The sequence below is a fragment of the Arthrobacter sp. TE12232 genome, assembly GCF_054062615.1.
In genome coordinates, this window is record NZ_JBSSFK010000001.1 from 1,331,873 (window position 1) to 1,350,942 (window position 19,070).

Here is a 19,070-nt window from a genome sequence, read left to right on the forward strand (position 1 = left end):
GATTGCACGAGACTTCACCGGACAGGCGCGAACCTGCCGGTAGGTTATAGCGAATTTTGAGAGAAAGAGCGTCTGGTATGCAGGTCCATAAGTACGACGTCGTGATCGTCGGTGCCGGTGGCGCCGGGATGCGCGCGGCGATCGAATCAGGTCAGCGCGCCCGAACAGCAGTATTGACCAAGCTCTACCCCACGCGGTCCCACACCGGCGCGGCGCAGGGCGGCATGTGTGCGGCCCTGGCCAACGTCGAGGAAGACAACTGGGAGTGGCACACCTTCGACACCATCAAGGGCGGCGACTACCTGGTTGACCAGGACGCCGCCGAGGTCATGGCGAAGGAAGCGATCGACGCCGTCCTGGACCTGGAGAAGATGGGCCTGCCGTTCAACCGCACGCCCGAGGGCCGCATTGACCAGCGCCGTTTCGGCGGCCACACCCGCGACCACGGCAAGGCACCGGTCCGCCGCGCGTGCTACGCCGCGGACCGCACCGGACACATGATCCTGCAGACCCTGTACCAAAACTGCGTCAAGCACAACGTTGAGTTCTACAACGAGTACTACGTGCTGGACCTGCTGACCGTCGAGGAAGACGCGGTCCGCGAGGACGGCACCCCGTACAAGCAGAAGCGCGTTGCCGGCGTCGTGTCCTACGACCTCGCCTCCGGCGAACTGCACGTCTTCCAGGCCAAGTCCGTGGTGTTCGCCTCCGGCGGCGCCGGCAAGGTCTTCAAGACCACGTCCAACGCCCACACCCTCACCGGTGACGGCATGGGCATCGCGTTCCGCCGGGGCATCCCGCTGGAGGACATGGAGTTCTTCCAGTTCCACCCGACAGGCCTTGCCGGGCTGGGCATCCTGCTCTCCGAGGCCGCCCGCGGCGAAGGCGCCATCCTGCGCAACTCCGAGGGCGAACGTTTCATGGAGCGTTACGCGCCCACCATCAAGGACCTCGCCCCGCGCGACATCGTGGCCCGTTCCATGGCCAACGAAGTCCGCGAGGGACGCGGCTGCGGCCCGAACAAGGACTACGTCCTGTTGGACCTGACGCACCTTGAGCCCGCGCACATCGACGCCAAGCTGCCGGACATCACCGAGTTCGCCCGCACCTACCTGGGTGTGGAGCCGTACACGGAGCCGGTCCCGGTGTTCCCGACGGCGCACTACGCCATGGGCGGCATCCCCACGAACATCAGCGCCGAGGTCCTCCAGGACAACGACACCGTGGTTCCGGGCCTCTACGCCGCCGGCGAGGTCGCCTGCGTCTCCGTCCACGGCTCCAACCGCCTGGGCACCAACTCGCTGCTGGACATCAACGTGTTCGGCAAGCGCGCCGGCATCGCCGCCGCCGAATACGCCAAGACCGCGGACTTCGTGGAGCTCCCGGCCGATCCGGAGGCGTACACGCTGAACCTGCTGGACCACGTCCGCACCTCAAACGGCACCGAGAAGGTCGCTGCGATCCGCAAGGAACTGCAGGACACCATGGATGCCAACATGCAGGTGTTCCGCACCGCCGATACCCTGAACCAGGTCCTGAAGGACATCGCGTCCTTCGAGGAGCGGTACCAGCGCATCAGCGTCCAGGACAAGGGCAAGCGCTTCAACCTGGACCTGCTCGAGGCCGTGGAACTGGGCTTCCTGCTGGAGCTTGCCAAAGTCATGACCGTGGCGGCCCTGCACCGCGAGGAGTCCCGCGGCGGACACTTCCGTGAGGACTTCCCCGAGCGCGACGACGAAAAATTCATGAAGCACTCCATGGCGTACAAGGATGAGCATGCTCCGGCGGATGGTTCTGCCGAGGCTATTGCCGGCATCCGGCTTGCCACCAAACCGGTGGTCTTTACGCGCTACGAGCCGATGGTGAGGAAGTACTAAGATGAGCGCTGAACTCGCTGAGCCAGCATCCAAGATCGAACTGCCCGCCGGCGTCGGCGGGGGCGGGGAAATCCCGTCCTTTGACGTCACGCTGCGCGTGCGCCGCTACAACCCCGAGGTCTCCGAGGACGCCACGTGGGATGACTTCAAGGTCACCATGTACGGCACGGACCGCGTGCTGGACGCCCTGCACAAGATCAAGTGGGAGATGGACGGCAGCGTCTCCTTCCGCCGCTCCTGCGCCCACGGTGTCTGCGGCTCCGATGCCATGCGCATCAACGGCCGCAACCGCCTCGCCTGCAAGACCCTGCTGAAGGACCTGGACACGTCCAAGCCCATCACGGTCGAGCCGATCAAGGGCCTGCCGGTGGAGAAGGACCTGATCGTGGACATGGAGCCCTTCTTCCAGTCCTTCCGCGAAGTCATGCCCTTCCTGATCAACCGCGGCCACGAGCCCACCAAGGAACGCCTGCAGTCAGCCGAGGACCGCGAGCGGTTCGACGACACCACCAAGTGCATCCTGTGCGCCGCGTGCACCTCGTCCTGCCCGGTGTTCTGGACCGACGGCCAGTACTTCGGCCCGGCGGCCATCGTCAACGCACACCGCTTCATCTTCGATTCCCGCGATGACGCCGGCGACATGCGCCTGGAGATCCTCAACGACAAGGAAGGCGTGTGGCGCTGCCGCACCACCTTCAACTGCACCGAAGCGTGCCCGCGCGGCATCCAGGTGACTCAGGCCATCGCCGAGGTCAAGCAGGCCATCCTGTCCCGCAAGGTCTAGCGACTCCTCCAGAACCACGAGAAACAGACGACGGCGCCTCTCACCTTATGGGTGGGGGCGCCGTCGTCGTCTTCGCGCTCACACGAAAGGGGACACCGTGTCCCGTTCAGAAAAAGTCTCGTTCCAGGGTTCCACCGGCGAACTGCTCTCCGGCGTCGTGGACCTGCCCGAAGGCCCGGTGAAGGGCTGGGGCGTGTTCTCGCACGGCTTCACCCTGGGCAAGGACAGCCCCTCGGCGTCGCGGATGTGCAAGGCCCTGGCGGACAACGGCGTGGGCATGCTCCGGTTCGACAACCTGGGGCTCGGCGAGTCGGCGGGGATGTGGTCGGAGGGCTCGTTCAGCCACAAGGTGGCCGACACCGTCAAGGCCGCCGAGTTCATGCGGGACTCGGGTCGGCGGGTGTCGTTGCTGGTGGGACATTCGTTCGGCGGCGCTGCCGTCCTGTCCGCGGCACGGCAGATTCCGGAGCTCAAAGCTGTTGCCACGGTGGGCGCCCCGTTCTCGCCCAAGCACGTGGCCCACGTCTTTGACGCGGCGCTGGACCGGATCCTGGAGGAGGGAAGCGCCGAGGTGGATCTTGGCGGCAAGCGTGTGGAGATCCGGCGTCACTTCGTCGAGGATCTGGAAAACGCGGACCTGACGGACTGCATCCGGCAGCTGCACAAGCCGCTCATGGTGCTGCACTCCCCTACCGACAACACGGTGGGGATCGAAAACGCCAGCACCATCTTCCGGACGGCACGCCACCCGCGCAGCTTCGTCTCGCTGGAGGGCAGCGACCACCTCCTGACGGGTAAGGGGCAGGCGGCGCGTGCCGCGAAGATTATTTCGGCGTGGGCCGACCAGTACCTCGACGCCTGAACACGGCGGGCAGTGCCCTGCGGCGTGCCCGCGGCTCAGCCGGCGACTCCACCGGTGTTTTGCCGGGCTGGACCCGCCGGGCGCCCCACCCGGTGGTCGTCGAGACGGGCTGCGATTTAAGGTCTTCCTCCCGGATCGCCACCCACGCGGCGCAGAACACGTAAACCTGGCTGACCAGGTTGAACCAGATCAGCAGGCCGATGATGATGGCGAAAGGCGCCAGAATCGGGTTCTTCCCGGCACTGGCCAGCAGCTGGGTGCTGAAGATCTGCAGCACGGTGGCGCCTACCGCGGCGAGGGTGGTCCCCTCGAGCAGTGAGCGGCGGGCCGGTTTCAGCCCCGCGGCCACCCGGTACATGATCAGGGCGGTGCCCCAGCCGAGCAGCAGCGGCACGAGGATTGTGATGGACGTCGTCAAAGGCCCGGCCACTACCGGGTCCAGGCCCAGTTGCTGGGCCACCCAGCCAGCCGCCGTGCCGAAGATCAGGGAGACTGCCGAGCTGACCACCAGGGCCACGCCCATCAGGAGCAGCGTGCCGACGTCCTTGAGTATCTGCAGGATCGGATTCATCACCAGCGGGCCGAGCCGCATCATGCCCCGCACGCCGTCGCGGATGCCGCTGATCCAGCCCAGGGAGGTGAATACCGTGACGATGGCGGCAATCCCGGCGGCCCAGCCGAGGCTGGCGGGGTTCAGCAGCTGGTAGGGATCAACCAGCCCCGCGCTGCCGTCGACCTGCAACAGGCCGGGCGCGGCGGCGTCCACGCTCCTGATGATCGTGTCCAGCAGAGCCGGATGTCCGCTGAGGACGAGGCCGGCAATGGAGAATCCGGTGGCCAACAGACCCGTGACGGAGAAAAACATCCGGAACCCGATGCCGGCACTCAACAACGGGCCGCGCTGGCGGAGGTAGTGCGTGTAGGCCCGCACGGGCAGCAGCGCGTTGACCTTGGCCAGCAGCCACGCCACCATCGCCATGAGCGAAGCCATCCATCCGCCGCCGGAGCGTCGTACCCGGCCCCAGTCGACCCTTTTCCGGATCACTTCCAGCTTCAGCCCGGCCAGGTCGGTGGGAAGCGGCGGCTTAGCGGGCGTCTGCGGTGCCGTCCTGGCCTCTGTCGTCGTCGAGTTTGGTCCCAAAGTCAAGCTCTTCCCGTAGCTGCCAGATGCCGTTGTCATCGTGCTCGTAAAGTCCCATGCTAGCCACCGGGAACGTGGCCGAGTAATCCTTCAGGACCGTTTCGGCATCATCGAGGCTTTCCGGGGCGACGTCGTGGGCCACGGTCACGTGCGGGTGGTAGTCGAAGGGCAACTCCCGTTCCAGGGGACCGGACTGCAGCTGACGGTGCAGGTTCACGCATTCGCCGAAGCCGTCCTCCACGTTCAGGAAGACCACCGGGGACACCGGGCGGAAAGACCCGGTCCCCGCGATGGTCACCGTGAACGGCTCCTGCCGGCGGGCCACGTCCCGGACATGGGCGCAGGTCGCGTCCCAGTCCTGCGTCATGGTGGTGGTGACCAGCGTGATGTGGGCCGGGACGACGGAGGCCATCGGGTCCCCGAAGGACGCCCGCCAGCGCTGAAGCTCCTCGGCGATGTCCGCCGGGAACCTCAGGATCACGCCGATGCTAATGCCTTCGCTGCGTGCCTGCCCGTTTGACGTTGCGGCTTTCGCGGTGACTTTGCTGACGGAGGACATTGACCTAGCGGACTCCGTGAGCGCCGGCGTACGGCAGGAAACCCACCTTGGAGTAGACGTCGCGCAGGGTGACCGAGGCGATCTCGCGGGCCTTGTCCGCGCCGAGGGCCAGCAGCCGGTCCAGCTCCGCGGGATCGTCCAACAGCTCATTGGCGCGGTTCCGGATCGGCGTCAGGTGCTCGGTGACCACCTCGGCGAGGTCCACCTTGAGGTGACCGTACATCTTGCCCTCATAGGCGCCGACCAGGGCGTCAACGGTTTGCCCGGTGATCGCCGAATAGATGGTCAGGAGGTTGGACACGCCCGGCTTGGCCTCGCGGTCGAACCGGATTTCGGTCTCCGCGTCCGTCACGGCCGACTTGATCCGTTTGGCGGTGACCTTGGGATCGTCGAGCAGGTTGATCAGGCCTGCAGGCGACTCCGCCGACTTGGACATCTTGGCGGTGGGGTGCTGCAGATCGTAGATCTTCGCGGATTCCTTCTGGATGAAGGGCTGCGGCACCGTGAACGTCTGGCCGAAGCGGGTGTTGAACCGCTGGGCGAGGTCACGGCTCAGTTCGACGTGCTGGCGCTGGTCCTCGCCCACGGGGACACCGTGCGGCTGGTACAGCAGGATGTCCGCGGCCTGGAGGATGGGGTAGGTGAACAGGCCGACGCTGGCCTGGTCTGAGCCCTGTTTGTGGGCCTTGTCCTTGAACTGGGTCATCCGGGACGCCTCGCCGAAACCCGTGATGCAGTTCAGGACCCACGCCAGCTGGGCGTGCTCCGGCACCTGGGACTGGACGAACAGCGTGCACTTGTCCACGTCCACGCCGCCGGCAATGTACTGCGCGGCCGTGACCCGGGTGCGGTGGGCCAGCTCGGCGGGGTCCTGCGGAACGGTGATCGCATGGAGGTCCGGGATGAAGAAGACGGCGTCGTACTCATCCTGCATCCGGACCCAGTTCACGAGGGCTCCGAGGTAGTTGCCCAGGTGCAGGGAGTCCGCGGAGGGCTGCATGCCCGAGAGGATGCGGTGCCGGGCCCCGGTGGTAGCCGGAGCGGGTTTGCCGGCGGCTGTCTCAGGGTCAGGAGCGACGCCGGCGTCGGTCACAGTGGAAGTAGAGGTCATTCGTGGAAGCCTTAAAACTAGAGCCGGTAGTCCACTACCAGCGGGGCGTGGTCGGAGAAGCGTGTGTCCCAGGACGATGCCCGGTCAACAACGGCTGACACTGCGGCAGCAGCGAGAGCGGGCGTGGCCATGTGGTAGTCGATGCGCCAGCCGGTGTCGTTGTCGAAGGCCTGGCCCCGTTGCGACCACCAAGTGTAGGGGCCGTCGACGTTACCCGCCAGGCCCCTGTGAACATCCTTCCAGCCGATTTCCTCGCCGAAGAAGCGGTCAAAATACGCCCTCTCCTCCGGCAGGAAGCCTGCACGTTTGACGTTGCCCTTCCAGTTCTTGATGTCCAGCTCTGTGTGGCCGACGTTGAGGTCACCGACGACGAGGGCGTGGTCGCTGTGCTTGGTGAGTTCGGGCAGTCGCTTGATCATGACGTCAAGGAAACGGAACTTGTCATCCTGCTTGGGCGTGCCGGCCTCGCCCGAGTGCACGTACGCGCTCACGACGGTCAGCTGCGATGCCTCGCCCTCCGCGTTGCGGACGGTGTAGTCGGCTTCGACCCAGCGTCCGGTGGTGGCAAAGTAGTCATCCCCGATGCCCACGCGGGTGGCAAGCGGCTCTTCGCGCGAAGCGATGGCGACGCCGGCCCGGCCTTTGGCCTCGGCCTCGGCGTGCAGGATGAACCAGCCCTCGCCGAGCAGCTCCTGGACGATCGCATCGGGCGCGCGGACCTCCTGGAGGCACAGAATGTCCACTTCGCGCGGTTCAAGCCATTCCGCCATGCCCTTCTTATAGGCGGCACGCAGGCCGTTGACGTTGACTGATGCGATGCGAAGGTGGTCCTTCTTCAATGCCGAGCTCACCCGATCCACTCTAGTCGATGATGGTTCCGCTGACGGGTTCGTCGCCGCCGGCCGAGGATTTGATCATGTCCCGTGCGTTGGTCGAGGTGATCTCGATGGTCTCCAGGGCCCGGCGGATCGTGTCCTGGTCCGCGGCCTCGCCCTTGGCACGTTCCTGTTCGACGACGCGCACCTGAACCTGGACGATCTTGAAGGAGTGGTCGAGCTTCATGTCGCGTACGCTCTCCGCAGGGAGCCCTTCACTGACCACGCGGGTGCCGCCATGGTCCACGCTGCTGGCGGTCGGCGCCCGCCCGGTGGCGGCGTTGAAGGCGTTCTGGGCCTCGTCGAGCCTGGCCGCGGCCCGCTTGGCGGCCCGCTGGATGCTGAACACCACGAACGAGGCCAGCGCCAGCCAGGCGCCGGCGATGATCGCCACGACCCAGCCCACGACGTCGTTCTGGTTGGCCGCGAAGATCACGGCGACCGTGAACGCGATGATGAAGACCAGCATCCCCGGTCCGCTGATGCGGAACGTGGAGAACCGGCCCGTGGCCGTGGTGGACGAGGACGCGGGGCTACCCAGAGATTGCATGAGCCTATTATCGCAAACGGGGCAGGCCGCCCGCGGCGCTTCCACCCCGGGCGAACGCCGCCCCCGCCGCGGAGATAGGCGAAGCGGCCCCGGAGAGGCGCCCCGCACGGCGCGGCTGAGGCCACGCGGCTCAGTTCAGGCGGTTCAGGCCGCGCGGCCCAGTTCAGGCGGTTCAGGCCACGCAGCCCACTTCAGGCGACTCAGGAAAGAACCAGGCAGAACGGGTGGCCGCTGGGGTCGGTGTAGACCCGGAAGGATTCCCCGCCGCCTGCCAGGCGCGCAGCGCCGAGCCGGATGACTTCGGCCTCGCCGGCGTCGAGGTCGGTGACTTTCACATCCACGTGCATCTGCTGCGGGTGCTCGGCGTCGGGCCACTGCGGCCGGACCAGCCTGTCCACGCGCTGGAAGGCGACGGCGGGACGGTCGGCGGCGTCGCCGATCGAAATCCAGTCCGGGTCCTCCTGCACCCGGATCATGCCCAGCAGCTCCTGGTAGAAGCCTGCGAGCGTGTCCGGGTTCTCGCAGTCGATGACGAGTGCGTGCCATTGTCCGATCATGGGATCTCCTTAGGTGAGGAACAGCCGGCGCAGGCGGCCCGTGGTGAGCGTGACGCCGAGGGCGATCATGACGAGGTAGTAGCCGACGTGCACGGCGGTGGCCGGGGTGAACACGCCCACACTGATCTGGCGCAGCAGTTCCACGCCGTGCCACAGCGGCATGGCCTGGATGAGCCACTGGATGTACTGCGGGTAGACGCTGAGCGGGTAGAACGTGGCGCTGAACAGGAACATCGGCAGCATCACGAAATTGATCCAGTCCATCTGCTGGAACGTCTTCATGAAGCTCGTGACCCCCATGCCGAAGCTCGCGAAGCCGAAGGCAATCAGCACCGAGGCCGGGATCATGAGGATGGCCCATGGCGTGGTGATGAGGCCCATCACGCCCATCACGGCGGTGAAGCCGGTGGCGTACATGAACCCGCGCAGGAGGGCCAGGAAGATCTCGCCCATGGCGACATCCAGCGGCCCCAGCGAGGTGTAGAGCATGCCTTGGTACAGCTTGGCGAAGTTCATCTTGAAGAAGACGTTCCAAGTGGAGTCGTAGACGGCGCCGTTCATGGCGGACACTGCCAAGAGTGCCGGCGCAATGTACGCGGCGTAGCTGATCTCCTGCCCGCCGGGGCCCTGGACGGACCCCACGATTGCGCCCAGGCCCACACCCATGGAGATCAGGTACAGCACGGGTTCGAAGAACCCGGAGACCATGACCATCCAGTTGCTGCTCTTGGTGGCCATGAGCCCGCGGGCGACGACGGCGCGGACGTTGCGGGAGTACATGGGCCCGAAACGCCGGCGGCGTGCGGCGTCCGTTGACGCTGTGGTCCCCCGCATTGAAACTTCCGGTAAGAACGCTCATGAGGCCATCCTTTTGGCGAACTGGCGCTTGGACAGGACCCAGCCGGCGGCCGCGAGGCCCAGCAGGAAGACCAGGTGGACGATCGTGAGCCACGGCTCTTCCTCGTAGCCGTAGCTGACCACGCGGCCAAGTTCGGTGCCGTGCCAGATCGGCGAGATCCAGCCGATCCAGCGGACGCCGAGCGGAAGCGTGTCCAGCGGGAAGAACGTGCCGGAGAACAGGAACAGCGGCATGACGATGAACCGCATGACCATGGCGAACTGGCCTCTGTCATTCCGGATCGTCGCCGCGTAGGACATAAGCGGCAGCCCGAAGGACAGGCCGGCGAGCGTGGCGATGAGGATGGACACCCAGGCCCAGGTGCCGGGTGCGGCCCCGAACAGGGCGACGACGGCGAAGTAGAGGGCCGACTGCAGCAGGAAGCGGACGGTGACGGCGATGACCTGGCCCCCGGCGATCTGCTCCGGCGTCAGCGGCGAGGCGTGCGGGCCGTAGTAAACGCGCCGCCACTTGAAGCCGTCCATCACCGGAAAGGTGAACTCGTTGGCGGCCGTCATGACGGCGGCCGAGATCAGCAGGGCGGGCGCGATGAACGTCAGGTAGCTGACGCCGCCGAAGGCGCCGGCGCCGTTGGCCTCGACCAGTGTGGCCAGGCCGACGCCCATCGCGAACAGATAGGCCACCGGCTGCCCCACGCCGTACATGACGATGGTCCAGCCGTAGCCCTTCATGACACGCAGGACCTGTTCGGCGTAGTAGAAGGCGCCCCAGCGGCGGGCACGGGCGGCCGAGACTTCCGGCGAGTGGGCGCGGAGGGCGGGCGTCGCCGTCGTCGTTGGCTTAGTCAACGAGGCTCCTGCCGGTCAGGCGCAGGAAGACGTCTTCCAGCGAAGAGCGGCGGACCAGCGAGGTGACCGGCCGGAGTCCCCGGGCGGTGACCTGTTCCAGGGCGGCCTCGCCGTCATGGGCGTAGATGAGCACCCGGTCCGGCAGGGTCTCCAGGCGTTCGCCGATGCCTTCGAGCTCCGCGCCGACGCTCGCGTTGCGGTCCGAGCCGAAGCGCAGTTCGAGCACCTCCCGCGTGGAGTAGTCGCGGATCAGGCTGGCCGGAGAGCCCTCGGCCATGATCTTGCCCTTGTCCACCACGATCAGGCGGTCGCACAGCTGCTCGGCCTCATCCATGTAGTGGGTCGTGAGGATCAGGGTGACGCCCTGTTCCTTGAGCCGGAACAGCCGGTCCCAGAGGATGTGCCGCGCCTGCGGGTCCAGGCCGGTGGTCGGCTCGTCCAGCAGCAGGATCCGGGGTTCGTTGATGAGGGAGCGGGCGATCGTCAGGCGCCGCTTCATGCCGCCGGACAGAGCGTCCACCTTGGCGTTGGCCTTGTCCGTGAGCTGGGCGAATTCCAGCAGCTCGTCGGCTTTGCGCCTGAGGTAGCTCATGGGAAGGCCGAAGTAGCGGCCGTAGACCAGCAGGTTGTCCCGGACTTTCAATTCCTCGTCCAGGTTGTCCTGTTGCGGGACGACGCCCAGGTGGGCGCGGACTTCCGGACCGTGCTGCTCGGGGTCCAGGCCCATGATGCTCAGGCTGCCGGAGGTGCGCTGGGAGACCCCGCCGATCATCTTCATCGTGGTGGACTTCCCGGCGCCGTTGGGGCCCAGCAGGCCGAAGGCTTCCCCGGCGGGGACGCGGAAGGAGATGCCGTCGACGGCGGTGACCTCGCCGTAGCGTTTGGTGAGGTTTTCGGCGGTGATGACGTACTGCGGAGCGGCATCAGAGGGGCTGCTCACGGGGGATTCTTTCGAGACAAGTTCGGACACCCGCACCACGGTAGTGGATCCCCGCAAAGTATGAAAGAGTCTTTTCGTAAAAACTCCTGACGTATTCGTTCTGTTATGCGTCCCGGCGGGCAGGTGCGGCGTTCCGCCCGATTCAAGCCCCCGCTCTTAAAGCCACAGGGCACCTGCTTCGCGGGAAGCAGGTGCCCTGTCATCAGCTCGGATTCCTAGGCGAGCCCGGCGTGGCTTTTCGATGCCAGTTGGCGCTCGGCGGTTTCCACCACGTTGGCCAGGAGCATGGCGCGGGTCATGGGCCCCACTCCCCCCGGGTTCGGCGAGAGCCAGGCGGCGACGTCGGCCGCGGCGGGGTCAACGTCTCCCGTAACCACGGCCTTGCCGGTGCCGTCGTCCACGCGGCTGACGCCGACGTCGAGCACGATCGCCCCGGGCTTAAGGTCCCCGGCCTTGATCATGTGCGGCTGGCCGGCGGCGGCAATCACGACGTCGGCCTGGCGGAGTTCGGCCGGCAGGTCCACCGTGCCCGTGTGGGCCAGGATGACCGTGGCGTTGACGTCCTTGCGGGTCAGCAGGAGTCCCACCGGGCGGCCGATGGTGACGCCGCGGCCGACCACGAGGACGCGCTTGCCGTTGAGGCTGATGCCGTGCCGGGTCAGCAGTTCCACGCAGCCCTTGGGAGTGCAGGGCAACGGGGACTTCATGGGTCCGCTGACGTTGGCCACGAGCCGGCCCAGGTTCATCGGGTGCAGGCCGTCGGCGTCCTTCTCAGGGTCCATGGCCTCCAGGATGACGTCCTGGTCGATGTGCTTGGGCAGCGGCAGCTGGACGATGTAACCGGTGCACTCCGGGTTCTCGTTGAGCTCGCGGACCACGGCCAGGAGTTCATCCTGCGTGGTTTCCTCGGGCAGGTCGCGGCGGATGGACGTGATGCCCACCTCGGCGCAGTCCTTGTGCTTGCCGCCGACATACCAGGTGCTGCCGGGATCGGAGCCGACCAGGATGGTGCCCAGTCCGGGGGTGACGCCCATGGCTTTGAGTGCGGCCACGCGTTCTTTCAGCTCAGCCTTGATGGCAGCGGCGGTAGCCTTGCCGTCAAGGATCTGGGCGGTTTCAGCCATTTTTGCAGAAGTCATCGATTACCACTGCTCGTGCTGGGGGTACAGCGGGAAATCGGCGGCCAGCTTGTCCACGCGGGCCTGCAGGGCCTCGATATCCGTGGCCGCGCCGGACTTCAGCGCCGTGGCGATGATGTCGGCGACCTCGGTGAATTCCTCGGCGCCAAAGCCGCGGGTGGCCAGGGCCGGGGTGCCGATGCGCAGACCGGAGGTGACCATCGGCGGGCGGGGGTCGAACGGCACGGCGTTGCGGTTGACGGTGATGCCCACGGAGTGCAGGAGGTCCTCGGCCTGCTGGCCGTCCAGCTGGGAGTGGCGCAGGTCCACCAGGACCAGGTGCACGTCGGTGCCGCCGGTCAGGACCGAGACGCCGGCGTCGGCGACGTCGGTCTGGCCGAGGCGTTCGGCGATGATCTTGGCGCCTTCGAGGACGCGCTCCTGGCGTTCCTTGAATTCCTCGGTACCGGCGATCTTGAAGGCCACTGCCTTCGCGGCGATCACATGCATGAGCGGGCCGCCCTGCTGGCCGGGGAACACGGCGGAGTTGAGCTTCTTGGCCCATTCCTGCTTGGCCAGGATGACGCCGGAGCGCGGGCCGGCGAGGGTCTTGTGCACGGTGGAGGTGACGACGTCCGAGTGCGGGACCGGGCTCGGGTGCAGCCCGGCGGCCACGAGGCCGGCGAAGTGCGCCATGTCGGTCCAGAGCAGGGCGCCGACCTCGTCGGCGATCGAGCGGAACGCGGCGAAATCAAGGTGCCGCGGGTAGGCGGACCAGCCGGCGATAATGACCTGGGGCTTTTCGGCGATGGCCTGCTCGCGCAGCTTGTCCATGTCGATCCGGAAGTTGTCTTCCTCGACCTGGTAGGCGGCAACCTCGTAGAGCTTGCCGGAGAAGTTCAGCTTCATGCCGTGGGTGAGGTGACCGCCGTGGGCCAGGGAGAGGCCCAGGATCTTGTCACCGGGGGTGATCATGGCGGCGAGCGCGGCGGCGTTGGCCTGCGCACCCGAGTGCGGCTGGACGTTGGCGTATTCGGCGCCGAAGAGCTCCTTGACGCGGTCGATCGCCAGCTGCTCGGCGACGTCGACGTATTCACAGCCGCCGTAGTAGCGGCGTCCCGGGTAGCCCTCGGCGTACTTGTTGGTCAGGACGGAACCCTGGGCTTCCATCACGGCGCGCGGGGCGAAGTTCTCGGAGGCGATCATTTCCAGGGTGCCGCGCTGGCGGCCAAGCTCCTGGGCCAGAACGGCGGCGATTTCCGGGTCGAGTTCGGCCAGCGGCTGGTTGCTCACGGCGGCTGAGGTGGCGGTAGTAGTAGTCACGAGGAACTCCTGGTAGGCAACGGGTACGGCTAATGGTCAGGCTACCGGCTGGCCCGTTGCACCGCCCCTTGATGACGGACCCCTGGACAGCGGGACGCGACGTCGGCGATTGGCACCCTGAACGGGCGCCGGCAACGGCCTGACAGCGGTGAAGCTGCCAACCGGTAAGACATGACCCTCGGCCCAGGCGTACGATCCGTGGTCTTCGTGAGTGCCGCTCCCTGATGGTTAGCCATCCAACGCCAGTTGCGACGGGTTAACACTACCAAAACGCTTACAAAACTGCCCCTGAAGCGCGGGTAGGCTGTTCTTCGTGACTGACGAGAACCTGACTGCTTCCTACATCCTGACTCTGTCCTGCCCTGACCGGCCCGGCATCGTGCACGCCGTCGCCGGAGCCCTCCTCGTGGCGGGCTGCAATATTACGGACTCCCAGCAGTACGGCAGCCACGGCACGGGCACCTTCTTCATGCGGGTGGAGGCGACGACGGCCGCCGAGCGGGCCGAGCTGCAGGCGGCACTGGAGCCCGTGGCCCAGGCTTTCGGCATGCAGTGGAGCCTGAACCCGGCCGGCCGGAAGGTCCGCACCCTGCTGATGGCCAGCACCTCGGCCCACTGCCTGAACGACCTGCTGTTCCTGCAGCGCTCCGGCACCCTGCCGATCGACATTCCGGCCATTGTCTCCAACCACCGGGACCTTGAGGGCCTGGCGGAGTTCTACGGCATCCCCTTCCACTACATCCCCGTCACGCCGGACACCAAGGTCCAGGCCGAGGACGCCCTTCGTCTCCTGATGAAGGAGCACGACATCGAGCTCACCGTCCTGGCCCGGTACATGCAGATCATCTCCGACGAGCTTTGCAGCGAACTCACGGGCAAGGCGATCAACATCCACCACTCATTCCTGCCCTCTTTCAAGGGTGCCAAGCCCTACCACCAGGCGCACGCCCGCGGCGTGAAGCTCATCGGGGCCACGGCACACTACGTCACGGCAGCCCTGGATGAGGGACCGATCATCGAGCAGGAAGTCATCCGCGTGGACCACCGGCGCACCGCCGAGCAGTTCGTCCAGATGGGCCGCGACGTGGAGGGCCGCACCCTGGCCCAGGCCGTGCAGTGGCATGCCGAGCACCGCGTCCTGCTCGACGGCAACCGGACGGTTGTCTTTAACTGATTCCGGTCCTTGACTAGAGCCATGGACTCCATCCGGAAGGACCGGCTCGAATCATTTGTGGCCCTGCTCAAGTCAGAGGGGCGGCACGCGGTGCTGGGGCTCGACTGCGGCTCGGGCACCGACGGGCTGCACTTTGTGCAGTCCGGCATCCATTTCACCGGCGTCGACCCGTCCGAGGAAAATATCCATGCCGCACGGGCGCACGGGCTGGAGGCGTCCGTTGCGGGCCCGGAATCGCTGCCGTTCGCCGACGCCGCGTTCTCCTCGGTCTGGGCGGTGGACGCCCTGGCGGGCCTGCCGCCGGACCAGTGGGACGACGTCGTCCGCGAACTCGGGCGGGTGGCCGAACCCGGCGCGCCGATCGCCGTCGTCCTCCCGTCCCCCGCCCCGCGCAGCGAAGGCGACGCAAGCGACGGGGGAAGCGACGGCGCAAGCGACAGCAAAGGTGGCAGCGCAAGCGACAGGGGCGGAGAAGCCGCAAGTGACAGCAAAGGTGGCAGCGGCGACGGCGGCTTTACGGTCCTCCGCTCCCCCGGCTGACCCAAACCCCCGTTGCCCTATCGCTTATGGCTGCTCTGAGCGCTCAGAGCAGCCATAAGTGATAGGGCAACGGGGTGGGCAGGTGTCCTAGGCTGGAGGCATGGCTCCCCTCTACGCATTCGCCGGCACGACCCCGGCCGTCCATGACTCCGCTTTCATCGCGCCCACGGCCTCGGTGATCGGCAACGCCACGCTGGCTGAGAACTCGAGCGCCTTCTACGGCGTGTCCGTCCGCGCCGACACCGCCGCCATCACGGTGGGGGCCGGCAGCAACCTGCAGGACAACGTGGTGCTGCACGCCGATCCCGGGTTCCCCTGCACCGTCGGGGCCCGGGTCAGCGTCGGCCACAGCGCCGTGGTGCACGGCTGCACCGTCGAGGACGATTGCCTGATCGGCATGAGCGCCACCATCCTCAACGGGGCCGTGATCGGCGCCGGCTCGCTTGTTGCTGCCGGTGCCGTGGTGCTGGAGGGTACGGTCATCCCGCCGCGCTCGCTCGTCGCCGGGGTGCCCGCGAAAGTCCGGCGCGAGCTCAGCGACGAGGAGTTCGCGGGCGTCCAGCGCAATGCCGCGCACTACCAGGAGCTGGCGCGGGCCCACCGCGAACTCCACAGCGCCTGAGCCACGGGGCTGCTGCGTCCAGGCGCCGCTTAGTCCACAGAGCTGCTTAGTCGAGGGCGATCGGGCCCAGCTCGGGCAGGAGCTCGCCCGGGCCCGGGTTCCCGGCCGGTGTCCGGCCGCCGAGGTGGTTGACCACGCCCCAGACCGCGTTGAGGCCTGTGGTGACGGCACCCTCGGCCCAGCCGGCGGTGAAGGAGACGTCGTCGCCGGCGAGGAAGATCCCGCGCTGTTCGGCGGGCAGCCCGTCCTGCTTGAAGTGGGTGAAGAGCCGCTGCTGGTAGCGGTAGTGCCCCGGCAGGTTGGCCTTGAAAGCGCCCATGAAGTTAGGGTCGGCCTCCCACGAGACCGTGATCGGCTGTCCCACGATGTGGCTGGCGATGTCGACGCCCGGGTAGATCTGCTCCAGCGAGTGCAGCATGAGCTCCGCACGCTGGTCCGCGTCGAGTGAGAGCCACTTCAGCGCGTCGTCGTTCCACGTGTAGGACAGCAAGATCACGGCGGGCTGGTCCGGGCCGTTGTCCAGCAGGTACGTGGCCCGGTTCAACCGGTCGGTCAGCGTCATCGACAGGACCTCGCGGCCGGTCTCCGGATCGATGTCCTTCCAGAACGGCCGGTCCACCATGACGAAGGTCTTGGAGGACTGCATGTAGTGCGAGCGTTCGATCGCCGTCCACAGCTCGGCGGGAAACAGGGTTTCGTCCGTGTGGATCCGCGTCGACAGCAGCCAGGATTGGCACGTGGTCACCACCGCCGGGTAGGCGGACTCGCGTCCCCAGCGTTCGCGGATCCGGAAGTCGCCGCTGCCGTCGCGGGCGATGCGCTCCACGGCGCCGCGGGGGGCACCCGCATGCAGCGACGCCAGGGAGGTGCCGTCCGGCCAGTGCGCCATGCCCGACGGCGCGTGCTCCCACAGCGCCTCGGGGAGCCGCTGCGCGCCGCCGGCGATGAGCCGGTGCTGGTCGTCGGCGTCGGTGTAGACGACCCGGAGGATTTCGAGGATGGAGTTGGGGAAGTCGGTGTCCCAGCCGCCGGTGCCGAAGCCCACCTGCCCGAACGCCTCGCGGTGGGCGAAGCCGGCCTGCTTGAAGGAGTCGCTGCCGGCGATGAAACCGTAGAACGTCTGCTCGTCCAGCTCCGGCAGCAGCGCGTTCCACAGTTCCTTGATCCGGGCCGTGTCCCGGGCCCGGATGGCCTCCTGCATCTCGGCGAACCGGGCGCCGTCGTTCACGGCCGCCTTCCACGCGTCCGCGACCTCCAGGAAGAACGGGGGCAGGTCCGCCGCGGTCTCGGCGTAGTACTTCTGGCCCGCGAGCTCGATCACCGTGCTGGAGGTCGCCGGCGCCAGCGGATTGGGGAACTCCTGGGTGTCCAGCCCGAGCAGGTCCACGTAGTGGTAGAAAGCCTTCCCGGAGACCGGGAACCGCATGCCGCCGAGGTCCGCCACGATGCCCGGCGCGGACGGGAAGCTGGCGGTCCTCAGCCGGCCGCCGATCTGATCGGCCTCATAGACCACCGGCCGCAGGCCCAGCTTCATGAGCTCATAGGCGGTCACGAGCCCGGACAGGCCGGCACCGACGACGGCGACCTCCGTCCCGTACAGTTCCGGCGGCACGGACCCCAGGCCGTCCGGGTGGGCCAGATAGTGGTCGTAGCTGAACGGGAAATCCGGGTTCAGCATGGTGATGGGCGCCTCGGCCGGGGTGGAAGCCGGAGTGGTAGCCGGAGTGGTAGCCGGCAGTTCGGTGGCGGTGGTCATGAGATCTCTGCCTTCAGTTCCTCGGTTGTGGTGGTGTTGGCGGGTTGGCGGCTTGATAGTTCACGGTATTCCTCGTGCCCCAGGGCCGCCACCCTGGAGTTCTTGCGGCCGTAGCCGAAGTAGGCGGCAAGGCCCACGAGCATCCAGACACCGAAGACCGCCCAGGTCTCGGCGCCGAGGTTGGCCATGAGGTAGGCGCACATGAGGGCGCCGAGAATCGGGGTCAGCGGAAAGAGCGGGACGCGGAAGCTGCGCTTGAGCTCCGGGCGGTTGCGGCGCAGGTAGAGGACGGCCACGTTGACCAGCGCGAAGGCGAACAGGGTGCCGATGCTGGTGGCGTCCGCGAGGGCGCCCAGCGGCACGAGGCCGGCGGTCAGCGCGACGGCGGTGCCCACGATCAGGGTTCCGGCAACCGGCGTGCCGGTCCGGGGCGAGACGCGGCCGAAGACTTTGGGGACGAGGCCGTCGCGGGACATGGACAGCAGGATCCGGGTCTGCCCGTAGAGGACGGTCAGCACGATGCTGGCGATGGCAAGCACGGCACCGACGGCGAACACGACGCCGACCCACGGCTGACCGGTGATTTCCTCGAGGATCTTCACGAGGGCGGCTTCGGTGCCGTCGAACCAGCCCCAGGGTCGGGCGCCGATGGCGGCGACGGAGACGAGCACGTAGATGCTGGTGACGATCAGCATGGAGAGCAGGATGGCCCGCGGGAGGTCGCGCTTGGGGTTGCGGGCTTCCTCGCCGGCCGTGGAGGCGGCGTCGAAGCCGATGTAGGAGAAGAAGACCCGTGAGGCCGCGGCCGAGACCCCGGCGGCGCCCATCGGCATGAGGGGTTCAAAGTGTCCGCCGTTGAACGCGGTGAACGCCACGGCGCAGAAGAACAGCAGGATGCCGACCTTGATCAGGACAATCGCGGTGTTGATCCAGGCGCTTTCCTTGGCACCGCGGACCAGCAGCACCATGGCCAGCACCACAATGATGATTGCGGGGACATTCAGCACCCCGCCGGCTCCCGGCGGCTGCGACATCGCGTCCGGAAGCGTGAGGCCGAAGACCGCCAGGGCCTCGTTGACGTACTGGCCGGCACCGACCGCGACGGCGGCCACGGAGACGGCGTATTCCAGAACCAGGCACCAGCCGCAGATCCAGGCCATGCCCTCGCCCATGGTCGCGTAGGTGTAGGAGTAGCTGGACCCGGCGGCAGGCACCAGGCCGGCCATCTCCGCGTAGGACACGGCGGAGAGCAGCGCGGCGAATCCGGCGATGGCGAAGGAGATCCAGATGGCCGGTCCGGCGAGCGGCACGGATTCGCCCAGGATGACCAGGATGCCGGTGCCGAGCGTGGCGCCGACGCTGATCATGGTCAGCTGCAGTACCCCGAAACTGCGGACCAGCCGCGTGCCGCCGTGCCCGGTCTCGGCCTCGCTGACCAGCTGCCCGATCGGCTTGCGGCGCAGGAGCTGGGCGGCGAGCCCGGGACGGCCGGCGGCAGCCGGCGGGCGTTCCCCGATCAGAGTTGGCACAGTCATCGTTGACGTCCTTATCTTCAGTAGTGGTCGGTTTCCCCT

19 protein-coding genes are annotated in these 19,070 nt (G+C 67.2%); 6 read left to right on the forward strand and 13 right to left on the reverse strand.

Annotation, left to right across the window (positions count from 1 at the left end):
• The first annotated feature begins 77 nt into the window (after window positions 1-77).
• The 3 genes from sdhA (at window position 78) to ACVWZ7_RS05870 (ending at window position 3,523) form a co-directional block, all read left to right on the forward strand.
• The gene (gene sdhA / locus ACVWZ7_RS05860) at window positions 78-1,877 is read left to right on the forward strand and encodes a succinate dehydrogenase flavoprotein subunit (protein WP_344364279.1); all 1,800 of its coding nucleotides are present in this window, start codon (window positions 78-80) and stop codon (window positions 1,875-1,877) included.
• Between the two features lies 1 nt (window position 1,878).
• Window positions 1,879-2,661, forward strand: a complete 783-nt coding sequence (locus ACVWZ7_RS05865) for a succinate dehydrogenase iron-sulfur subunit (RefSeq protein WP_026537821.1) — start codon at window positions 1,879-1,881, stop codon at window positions 2,659-2,661.
• Between the two features lie 97 nt (window positions 2,662-2,758).
• Window positions 2,759-3,523 carry an alpha/beta hydrolase family protein gene (locus tag ACVWZ7_RS05870; protein WP_116765974.1) on the forward strand — a complete coding sequence of 255 codons (765 nt, stop codon included), beginning with the start codon at window positions 2,759-2,761 and terminating at the stop codon, window positions 3,521-3,523.
• Here the strand turns inward: ACVWZ7_RS05870 and ACVWZ7_RS05875 are convergent.
• The 11 genes from ACVWZ7_RS05875 to glyA all read right to left on the reverse strand — a co-directional run bounded on the left by ACVWZ7_RS05875 (window position 3,486) and on the right by glyA (window position 13,404).
• On the reverse strand, window positions 3,486-4,664 hold the full coding sequence (locus ACVWZ7_RS05875) for a YihY/virulence factor BrkB family protein (RefSeq protein WP_456509070.1): 1,179 nt from the start codon (window positions 4,662-4,664) through the stop codon (window positions 3,486-3,488). The genes ACVWZ7_RS05870 and ACVWZ7_RS05875 overlap by 38 nt on opposite strands.
• Window positions 4,609-5,223: a 2'-5' RNA ligase family protein gene (locus ACVWZ7_RS05880; protein WP_456507257.1), complete on the reverse strand. Its 615-nt coding sequence runs from the start codon at window positions 5,221-5,223 to the stop codon at window positions 4,609-4,611. The genes ACVWZ7_RS05875 and ACVWZ7_RS05880 overlap by 56 nt, the downstream gene beginning before the upstream one ends.
• A 4-nt stretch (window positions 5,224-5,227) precedes the next feature.
• Window positions 5,228-6,334 carry a tryptophan--tRNA ligase gene (gene trpS, locus ACVWZ7_RS05885; protein ID WP_456507258.1) on the reverse strand — a complete coding sequence of 369 codons (1,107 nt, stop codon included), beginning with the start codon at window positions 6,332-6,334 and terminating at the stop codon, window positions 5,228-5,230.
• Window positions 6,335-6,351: 17 nt separating this feature from the next.
• On the reverse strand, window positions 6,352-7,185 hold the full coding sequence (locus ACVWZ7_RS05890; RefSeq protein ID WP_116765970.1) for an exodeoxyribonuclease III: 834 nt from the start codon (window positions 7,183-7,185) through the stop codon (window positions 6,352-6,354).
• A gap of 10 nt (window positions 7,186-7,195) precedes the next feature.
• Window positions 7,196-7,759 carry a hypothetical protein gene (locus ACVWZ7_RS05895; RefSeq protein ID WP_116765969.1) on the reverse strand — a complete coding sequence of 188 codons (564 nt, stop codon included), beginning with the start codon at window positions 7,757-7,759 and terminating at the stop codon, window positions 7,196-7,198.
• Window positions 7,760-7,959: 200 nt separating this feature from the next.
• Window positions 7,960-8,316, reverse strand: a complete 357-nt coding sequence (locus ACVWZ7_RS05900) for a VOC family protein (RefSeq protein ID WP_116765968.1) — start codon at window positions 8,314-8,316, stop codon at window positions 7,960-7,962.
• Between the two features lie 9 nt (window positions 8,317-8,325).
• Window positions 8,326-9,150, reverse strand: a complete 825-nt coding sequence (locus ACVWZ7_RS05905; protein ID WP_456507259.1) for an ABC transporter permease — start codon at window positions 9,148-9,150, stop codon at window positions 8,326-8,328.
• Window positions 9,151-9,171: 21 nt separating this feature from the next.
• Window positions 9,172-10,023: an ABC transporter permease gene (locus tag ACVWZ7_RS05910; RefSeq protein WP_456507260.1), complete on the reverse strand. Its 852-nt coding sequence runs from the start codon at window positions 10,021-10,023 to the stop codon at window positions 9,172-9,174.
• Complete coding sequence (locus ACVWZ7_RS05915; RefSeq protein ID WP_456507261.1) at window positions 10,016-10,963, reverse strand: ABC transporter ATP-binding protein; 948 nt, start codon at window positions 10,961-10,963, stop codon at window positions 10,016-10,018. Before ACVWZ7_RS05915 ends, ACVWZ7_RS05910 begins: the two co-directional genes overlap by 8 nt.
• 215 nt (window positions 10,964-11,178) lie before the next feature.
• On the reverse strand, window positions 11,179-12,087 hold the full coding sequence (locus tag ACVWZ7_RS05920; RefSeq protein ID WP_116765965.1) for a bifunctional methylenetetrahydrofolate dehydrogenase/methenyltetrahydrofolate cyclohydrolase: 909 nt from the start codon (window positions 12,085-12,087) through the stop codon (window positions 11,179-11,181).
• Window positions 12,088-12,105: 18 nt separating this feature from the next.
• Entirely contained in the window at window positions 12,106-13,404 is a 1,299-nt protein-coding gene (glyA, locus tag ACVWZ7_RS05925; protein WP_456507262.1) for a serine hydroxymethyltransferase, read from the reverse strand.
• A gap of 313 nt (window positions 13,405-13,717) precedes the next feature.
• Here glyA and purU point away from each other — a divergent pair, with 313 nt between their 5' ends.
• The 3 genes from purU (at window position 13,718) to ACVWZ7_RS05940 (ending at window position 15,740) form a co-directional block, all read left to right on the forward strand.
• The gene (gene purU, locus ACVWZ7_RS05930) at window positions 13,718-14,578 is read left to right on the forward strand and encodes a formyltetrahydrofolate deformylase (RefSeq protein ID WP_091250903.1); all 861 of its coding nucleotides are present in this window, start codon (window positions 13,718-13,720) and stop codon (window positions 14,576-14,578) included.
• A 21-nt stretch (window positions 14,579-14,599) separates the two neighbouring features.
• Window positions 14,600-15,118: a class I SAM-dependent methyltransferase gene (locus ACVWZ7_RS05935; RefSeq protein WP_456507263.1), complete on the forward strand. Its 519-nt coding sequence runs from the start codon at window positions 14,600-14,602 to the stop codon at window positions 15,116-15,118.
• A 100-nt stretch (window positions 15,119-15,218) separates the two neighbouring features.
• Window positions 15,219-15,740 carry a gamma carbonic anhydrase family protein gene (locus tag ACVWZ7_RS05940; RefSeq protein ID WP_456507264.1) on the forward strand — a complete coding sequence of 174 codons (522 nt, stop codon included), beginning with the start codon at window positions 15,219-15,221 and terminating at the stop codon, window positions 15,738-15,740.
• A gap of 46 nt (window positions 15,741-15,786) precedes the next feature.
• On the opposite strand, the gene ACVWZ7_RS05945 is transcribed toward ACVWZ7_RS05940, so the two are convergent.
• Both ACVWZ7_RS05945 and ACVWZ7_RS05950 read right to left on the reverse strand, forming a co-directional pair.
• On the reverse strand, window positions 15,787-17,496 hold the full coding sequence (locus ACVWZ7_RS05945) for a flavin monoamine oxidase family protein (protein WP_456507265.1): 1,710 nt from the start codon (window positions 17,494-17,496) through the stop codon (window positions 15,787-15,789).
• A complete protein-coding gene (locus tag ACVWZ7_RS05950; RefSeq protein ID WP_344364306.1) occupies window positions 17,493-19,031 on the reverse strand; it encodes an amino acid permease in 1,539 nt (512 codons plus the stop codon). Before ACVWZ7_RS05950 ends, ACVWZ7_RS05945 begins: the two co-directional genes overlap by 4 nt.
• Between the last annotated feature and the right edge of the window lie 39 nt (window positions 19,032-19,070).